The sequence below is a fragment of the Aggregatibacter actinomycetemcomitans genome (assembly GCF_003130205.1).
In the GTDB taxonomy this organism is placed as follows: domain Bacteria; phylum Pseudomonadota; class Gammaproteobacteria; order Enterobacterales; family Pasteurellaceae; genus Aggregatibacter; species Aggregatibacter actinomycetemcomitans_A.
Map to the genome: position 1 here is coordinate 141,729 of NZ_NRDF01000004.1, position 6,593 is coordinate 148,321.

The following is a 6,593-nucleotide window of genomic DNA, read 5'->3' on the forward strand; positions in this document are numbered from 1 at the left end:
AGGGAAAACTATGCCAATCCTAACGACCCATTTATTGCAGGATGTAATAGAGATCGCCCAACAGGCGGGTGAGCATTTACGTTGCTTTTATCAACGTTCGGTGGCAGTTCGAATGAAAGAGGACAACACACTGGTGACCGAGGCGGATTTATTCGTCAGCCAATTTTTAACGGAAAAACTGACCGCACTTACGCCGCAGATTCCGATTCTTTCCGAAGAGAATTGCCATATTCCGCTGACCGAGCGGCAAACCTGGCGCTCTTACTGGTTAATCGATCCCCTGGACGGCACACAACAATTTATCGATCGCACCGGTCAATTCTCCGTGCTCATCAGTTTGGTGAAAGATCATCAGCCAGTGTTGGGTGTGATTCATGCACCGATGTTGGGTTCCACCTATTACGCCATGCAGGGTTTCGGTGCGTATAAACATCATGGCGGGCAGCACCTCAAATTAACCTTCCGTGACATTCAACCGGACAATGCCTTGCGTATTGCTGTAGGTTCCGCCGCCGCGGCCGAAAAAGTGCGGTCGATTTTAAATAAGAATTTGGCTTACGAATTTCATATTTGCGGCTCCAGCGGGTTAAAAAGCACCTTGGTAGCGGATGGCGTATGCGATTGCTACATTCGCTTGGGTTGCACCGGCGAATGGGATACCGCCGCTTCCGAAATTTTACTGGCGGAAATGGGTGGCATTATTTTTGACTTGAATTATCAACCGCTGACTTATAACAAACGGGAATCTTTCGTCAATCCGAATTTTGTCATGGGCATCACGCAGGATTTTCCGTGGGATAAAATCTTTCACTCCAATTAATTAGAGTAATTGGAAATCCAGAATAATTTTACCTATTATACGAAGCATTTATTTAAACAATGACATCAACGTGGTAACAAAATGAAAGCAGAAAACTGTTGTATTGTAATTTTCGGCGCCTCCGGCGACCTCACTTATCGTAAACTTATTCCGGCGCTATATAACCTCTATAAAATCGATCGACTGGGTGAAGATTTCTCCGTTCTCGGCGTGGCACGTACCGAACTGAACGACGAATCGTTCCGTGAGAAAATGCGTCAAACGCTGATTAAAAATGAAGGTGCGGAAGGCAAGTGCCTGGAGCAGTTTTGCAGCCACCTGTATTATCAGGCGGTCAATACGGCGGATAAAGCGGACTACGCCAAACTGGTTCCGCGTCTTGACGAACTGCACGACACCTATCGCACCGAAGGCAACACCTTGTATTACCTTTCCACGCCGCCGAGCCTCTACGGCGTGATTCCGGAATGTTTGGGCGAGCATGGTTTAAATAAAGAAGATCACGGCTGGAAACGCCTTATCGTGGAGAAACCGTTCGGTTATGACAGCAAAACCGCCGAAGCCTTGGATATTCAAATTCACCGTTTTTTTGAAGAACATCAAATTTACCGTATCGACCATTATCTTGGTAAAGAAACTGTCCAAAACCTGCTTGTGTTACGCTTCTCCAACGGCTGGTTTGAACCGTTGTGGAACCGTAATTTCATTGATTACATTGAAATCACCGGCGCGGAATCCATCGGTGTAGAAGAACGCGGCGGCTATTATGACGGTTCCGGCGCCATGCGCGATATGTTCCAAAACCACTTATTACAAGTGCTGGCGATGGTGGCGATGGAGCCGCCGGCGATTATCAATGCCAATTCCATGCGTGACGAAGTGGCGAAAGTGCTGCATTGTTTGCGCCCGCTGACCCAGGAAGACGTGGAACATAATCTGGTGTTGGGACAATATGTCGCAGGCGAAGTGGACAGCGAATGGGTGAAAGGCTATTTGGAGGAAAAAGGCGTGCCGCCGTATTCCACCACGGAAACCTATATGGCGTTGCGTTGCGAAATCGAAAACTGGCGTTGGGCGGGCGTGCCTTTCTATGTGCGCACCGGCAAACGCCTGCCGGCACGGGTCACGGAAATTGTGATTCACTTCAAAACCACTCCGCACCCGGTATTCAGCCAAAATGCACCGGAAAATAAACTGATTATCCGTATTCAACCGGACGAAAGCATTTCCATGCGTTTCGGCTTGAAAAAACCGGGCGCAGGCTTTGAAGCCAAGGAAGTATCCATGGATTTCCGTTATGCCGATCTCGCCGGCGCTACTGTCATGACTGCTTACGAGCGTTTATTGCTTGATGCCATGAAAGGTGACGCCACCCTGTTTGCGCGTACCGATGCCGTACACGCCGCTTGGAAATTCGTTCAACCTATTCTGGATTACAAAGCCCAAGGCGGCAGACTTTATGATTATGAAGCCGGCACCTGGGGTCCGACGGCAGCCGACAAACTCATTGCCAAAAGCGGCCGTGTATGGCGCCGCCCAAGCGGGGTGATGAAGAAAAAAGTGTAATAAATCCCGCTTCCCCTCCCCTGTTTATGGGGGAGGATGGAGAAAATTCGTAGAATTTTCGGAGGGAGAGGGGAATTCATCTTTTTTCCCCTCTCTCTGACGAAAATTGCCCAATGCAATTTCCGTCTGTCTCTCTCCCGCAAGCGGGCGAGAGGAGCAAATAAAGAGAACAACCATGAACTACATCACTTTTCCCACTGCTCAAAACGCGGTAGAAAAAATCGCCCAAGAATTTGTGATTTACAGCCAATTAAATCACCCTGTGCACATTTCCCTTTCCGGCGGTTCCACACCGAAACTGTTATTTAAAACTCTTGCGCAATCCCCTTACGCCGAACAAATTCACTGGCAAAACCTGCATTTCTGGTGGGGCGATGACCGCATGGTGAACCCAAGTAATCCGGAAAGCAATTACGGCGAAGTACAAAAACTCTTGTTCGATCATATTCAAATTCCGGCAGAAAACATTCATCGAATCCGCGGCGAAAACGAACCGCACTTTGAACTCAAACGCTTCCAAGAAGAATTAAGTGCGGTCATTTCTGACGGCGTTTTTGATTGGATCATTCTCGGCATGGGAGCCGACGGTCACACCGCGTCGCTTTTCCCACATCAAACCCACTTTGATGATAAAAACCTTGCCGTGATTGTGAAGCACCCTGAAAGCGCACAAATCCGTATTTCCAAAACCGCCAAACTCATTGAGCAGGCAAAACGCATTACGTATCTCGTCACCGGTGAAAGTAAAGGGAAAATTTTAAAAGAAATTCAAAGCACACCGGCTGAAAATCTGCCATATCCCGCCGCTAAAATTCAGGCAAAAAATGGGGTAACGGAATGGTATTTGGATAAAGACGCGGCGAAGTTGTTGTAATATTGGTTTATAAGTTTGATAGCGCAAGCTTCATAGTCGGTGCTTGTAAAGAAAAACATACATTGGGAAAACGTGTACCAACGTGGGAAACTATTGGAGGAATTACATGAAACATAACTTATTTATTTTATATGGTGCTGCTAATACAGGTAAAACCACAACCTTTAATGAATTACTAAAAAGTGCTTGTGATCAATTCTTAGATAAATTGGTGTATTTTGAACGGAGTGAAAATTGTGCTGACTTTTTAGCTGTCTTTCAAAATAAAAATGTGAAAGTAGGTCTATATTCTTCAGGCGATAATGAATGGCATGTTAGTCATAACCTGTATGGCCTTCACCACCAAAACTGTAATTTTATTTTTGGTACATCAAGAACTCAAGGCGGAAGCTGCCAGGCAGTAAATAATTATGCTGATCTTTTTTATTCTGGTGATGATTCTATTAAATGGCATAAGAAAGAGAGTGCAACAGACAGGGATAATAACAAAATGGCTAAGGAATTATTTTCCACTTTGAAAAAGCTTTTAGTTGAATAATTGCGTAGATGGAACTTATCCTTCCTTGCTGACGCGCGCCATTGTAAATAAAAAAATTGACCGCACTTGGTGCCGAAGGCGTCATTTTAGGCTGTACGGAAATCGGTTTATTGATTAATCAAACAGACAGCGATTTGCCGTTTTTCGACACCGCACTTTTACACAGCCAAATGGCGATTGATTTTATTTTGGAGAAATAACGGGAGAGATAAATGAAACCGATTTTGTACTTTGCCCCTTGGTGTCCGGATACCGAATCTTTTGTGGCGGAATTACAGCGACTAAATATCGCTTATGAAGCAAAAGATATGGCTGGTGACCGTTTAAATTTTAAAGCCTTCTTAAAATTACGCGACACCCATTCCGCCTTTGATGACGCCAAAGCCAACGGCTACATCGGCATTCCCGCATTGGTGTTGGAAAATGGTGAAGTGGTTTTGGATAAAGCGGCGTTGAAAAACGTTTAGAAAAACGACCGCACTTTTGGGTTTAGATAACCCCTTTGCCGGCGCGTGTTTTCTGACACATGCCATTGTAGGAGAAAAAATGGATCGCACATTAATTGTTTTTGATATGGATACGCATTGTCTGGAGGAAAATTACCATAATCCAAGTTGGCGTAATGCTTATGCAGATATTCAACGCATTTTAAAAAAACACGGTTTTACTAATATTCAAGGCACAGTTTATTTAAGCGATATTGGCATTAAACAAGCGCATGGCACATTGGCATTACAAGAGGTTGCGGCGCGATTTGAATGGTTTTATCACTGTGCATCCAATATTCAATTCTATGAATTAAAAGATGATCTTAATGCGCAATTTATTGTAGAGGGCGTACAGCGTGCCCGTGAAGCCTTTAATCGCTCACTTAATAGCTTACGCCAAGAATTATTACAAGCAGGTTTATCTGCTGATAAAGTAGAAGAAATTGTGGGAAAACGCCAATTTTCTTTACAGCAGATTCCGGAGAACGAGTTGTTCCAAAATAATCAAGAAAATTAAATTTATTCTTTTTTGATAGTCCTTTGCTAGCGCACGCCAGCATAAATAAAAACAACTGAAAAAACGACCGCACTTTTTGCGCGTCGTCATAGAGGGTGCAATTTGTTGCACTAAAATATTTAAAATCGGTGCAACAAGTTGCACCCTACCAACAGGAGAAAAATATGTCAGTAAAAGGCGACATCGGTGTTATCGGCTTAGCCGTGATGGGGCAGAACCTCATTTTAAATATGAACGACCACGGGTTTAAAGTAGTGGCGTATAACCGTACCACCTCCAAAGTAGACGAATTTTTGGAAGGTGCGGCGAAAGGCACTAATATTATCGGCGCGTATTCGTTGGAAGATTTAGCGTCTAAATTAGAAAAACCACGCAAAGTGATGTTAATGGTGCGTGCAGGCGAGGTGGTGGATCACTTTATTGAGGCATTATTACCGCACTTGGAAGCTGGCGACATTATCATCGACGGCGGTAACTCTAACTATCCGGACACCAACCGTCGCGTGGCGGCGTTGCGTGAAAAAGGCATTCGTTTCATCGGTACAGGCGTATCCGGCGGTGAAGCAGGCGCGCGTCACGGACCTTCCATCATGCCGGGCGGTAACGAAGAAGCGTGGCAATTTGTGAAACCGGTATTGCAAGCCATTTCTGCCAAAACCGAACAGGGCGAGCCTTGCTGTGACTGGGTGGGCAAGGACGGCGCAGGTCATTTCGTGAAAATGGTGCACAACGGCATCGAATACGGCGATATGCAACTTATCTGTGAAGCCTACCAATTCTTAAAAGAAGGCGTGGGTTTATCTGATGATGAATTGCAAGCCACTTTCAACGAATGGCGCAACACCGAATTAGACAGCTACTTAATTGACATAACCGCCGACATTTTGAGCTACAAAGATGCGGACGGTGCACGTTTGGTGGATAAAATCTTAGACACCGCAGGTCAAAAAGGCACAGGAAAATGGACAGGTATCAACGCGTTGGATTTCGGTATTCCATTGACCTTAATTACCGAATCCGTGTTTGCCCGTTGCGTGTCTGCCTTTAAAGATCAACGCGTCGCCGCAAGCAAGTTGTTCAACAAAACCATTGGCAAAGTGGAAGGCGATAAAAAAGTATGGATTGAAGCGGTGCGCAAAGCGTTATTGGCTTCAAAAATCATTTCTTACGCACAAGGCTTTATGTTGATTCGTGAAGCGTCCGAAAACTTCAACTGGAACATCAACTACGGCAACACCGCTTTATTATGGCGCGAGGGTTGTATTATCCGCAGCCGTTTCTTAGGCAATATTCGTGATGCCTATGAAGCCAATCCGGATTTGATTTTCTTAGGTTCCGACAGCTACTTCAAAGGCATTTTAGAAAACGCCATGAGCGACTGGCGCAAAGTGGTGGCGAAATCCATTGAAGCGGGTATTCCAATGCCGTGTATGGCGTCTGCGATTACCTTCCTAGACGGCTATACCTCAGCACGTTTACCTGCAAACTTGTTGCAAGCACAACGCGACTACTTCGGCGCTCACACCTACGAACGCACCGACAAACCGCGCGGCGAGTTCTTCCACACCAACTGGACAGGACGCGGCGGCAATACGGCTTCAACCACTTATGATGTGTAGTGTGTAAAAACATCCCGTAAATCAACCGCACTTTGATCTGCGCCCCAAAAGTCGGACACTACAACCAACCAATTAAGGTGCAGATCTTTTATAGCTTGAATTTACAATCCAAGTGCAAAAAAGAAGAGTTCATAATAGTGTATAATTTTTGTTCCCAAACAAAAAACAAAC

Annotated in this window: 7 protein-coding genes and 1 pseudogene; all 8 read left to right on the plus strand. The window is 45.3% G+C overall.

The annotated features are described in order from the left end of the window. Positions 1-10: 10 nt before the first annotated feature. The 8 genes and pseudogenes from cysQ (at position 11) to gnd (ending at position 6,422) form a co-directional block, all read left to right on the plus strand. The gene (cysQ, locus tag DK423_RS05105) at positions 11-820 is read left to right on the plus strand and encodes a 3'(2'),5'-bisphosphate nucleotidase CysQ (protein WP_061886906.1); all 810 of its coding nucleotides are present in this window, start codon (positions 11-13) and stop codon (positions 818-820) included. Positions 821-901: 81 nt separating this feature from the next. Further along, on the plus strand, positions 902-2,386 hold the full coding sequence (gene zwf / locus DK423_RS05110; RefSeq protein WP_005555296.1) for a glucose-6-phosphate dehydrogenase: 1,485 nt from the start codon (positions 902-904) through the stop codon (positions 2,384-2,386). Positions 2,387-2,561: 175 nt separating this feature from the next. Further along, the gene (pgl, locus tag DK423_RS05115) at positions 2,562-3,260 is read left to right on the plus strand and encodes a 6-phosphogluconolactonase (protein ID WP_005555294.1); all 699 of its coding nucleotides are present in this window, start codon (positions 2,562-2,564) and stop codon (positions 3,258-3,260) included. Positions 3,261-3,366: 106 nt separating this feature from the next. After that, positions 3,367-3,798 (plus strand): hypothetical protein, encoded by a 432-nt coding sequence (locus DK423_RS05120; protein ID WP_005555292.1) that lies wholly within the window; start codon positions 3,367-3,369, stop codon positions 3,796-3,798. Between the two features lie 47 nt (positions 3,799-3,845). After that, positions 3,846-3,998, plus strand: a pseudogene (locus tag DK423_RS05125) (aspartate/glutamate racemase); the annotation flags it as partial. Positions 3,999-4,010: 12 nt separating this feature from the next. Beyond that, on the plus strand, positions 4,011-4,265 hold the full coding sequence (locus DK423_RS05130; protein WP_061886357.1) for a hypothetical protein: 255 nt from the start codon (positions 4,011-4,013) through the stop codon (positions 4,263-4,265). A 79-nt stretch (positions 4,266-4,344) separates the two neighbouring features. Further along, positions 4,345-4,803: a virulence factor gene (locus DK423_RS05135; RefSeq protein WP_032996471.1), complete on the plus strand. Its 459-nt coding sequence runs from the start codon at positions 4,345-4,347 to the stop codon at positions 4,801-4,803. 164 nt (positions 4,804-4,967) lie between these two features. Continuing rightward, positions 4,968-6,422, plus strand: a complete 1,455-nt coding sequence (gene gnd / locus DK423_RS05145; protein WP_032996470.1) for a decarboxylating NADP(+)-dependent phosphogluconate dehydrogenase — start codon at positions 4,968-4,970, stop codon at positions 6,420-6,422. Positions 6,423-6,593 lie beyond the last annotated feature (171 nt).

Excerpts from the sequence above, each read along its gene's own strand:
- DK423_RS05130 (WP_061886357.1), top strand. The coding sequence starts at position 4,011 with ATGAAACCGATTTTGTACTTTGCCCCTTGGTGTCCGGATACCGAATCT.
- zwf (WP_005555296.1), top strand. The coding sequence starts at position 902 with ATGAAAGCAGAAAACTGTTGTATTGTAATTTTCGGCGCCTCCGGCGAC.
- pgl (WP_005555294.1), top strand. The coding sequence starts at position 2,562 with ATGAACTACATCACTTTTCCCACTGCTCAAAACGCGGTAGAAAAAATC.
- DK423_RS05120 (WP_005555292.1), top strand. The coding sequence starts at position 3,367 with ATGAAACATAACTTATTTATTTTATATGGTGCTGCTAATACAGGTAAA.
- cysQ (WP_061886906.1), top strand. The coding sequence starts at position 11 with ATGCCAATCCTAACGACCCATTTATTGCAGGATGTAATAGAGATCGCC.
- DK423_RS05135 (WP_032996471.1), top strand. The coding sequence starts at position 4,345 with ATGGATCGCACATTAATTGTTTTTGATATGGATACGCATTGTCTGGAG.
- gnd (WP_032996470.1), top strand. The coding sequence starts at position 4,968 with ATGTCAGTAAAAGGCGACATCGGTGTTATCGGCTTAGCCGTGATGGGG.